The following is a 525-nucleotide window of genomic DNA, read 5'->3' as shown; positions in this document are numbered from 1 at the left end:
ACTTCCAGCAGCGCTATGACGCGGCGATGGACCCGGAGGCCTTCCTGGTCGCCAAGACGCTGGAGCTGCGCCAGCGGCACACCAAGTACGAAAACACGCCCTACGCGCTCGAACCCAACTGCAAGGAGTCGCCCGGCGGCCTGCGCGACCTGCAGACCGTGCTCTGGGTCGCCCGCGCGGCGGGACTGGGCCGCAACTGGAAGGAGCTGGCCGCGCACGGCCTCGCCACCGAATTCGAAGTGCGGCAGATCGAGCGCAACGAGGCCCTGCTGTTCCTGATCCGGGCCCGGCTGCATGCCGTCGCCGGCCGCCACGAAGACCGGCTCGTCTTCGACCTGCAGACCGCCGTGGCCGAATCCTTCGGCTACCGCACGCAGAACGCGGAGGGCCATCGAATGCGGCTGCGCGCGAGCGAGACGCTGATGCGGCGCTACTACTGGGCCGCCAAGGCGGTGTCGCAGCTCAGCCAGATCCTGCTGCTCAACATCGAGGAGCGCCTGGAGCCGCCCGCGCACGAGCTGCGCC

The 525-nt window shown here is 69.7% G+C and carries 1 pseudogene; it reads left to right on the top strand.

Annotated features, from left to right (window positions below):
- Positions 1-525, top strand: a pseudogene (locus K9U40_RS23385) (hypothetical protein); the annotation flags it as partial.

Origin of the sequence: Xanthobacter autotrophicus (assembly GCF_030015065.1) — a bacterium.
GTDB lineage: Bacteria > Pseudomonadota > Alphaproteobacteria > Rhizobiales > Xanthobacteraceae > Xanthobacter > Xanthobacter autotrophicus_D.
Note: the sequence above shows the minus strand (reverse complement) of the source record. Positions and strands in the feature narration are given on the sequence as shown.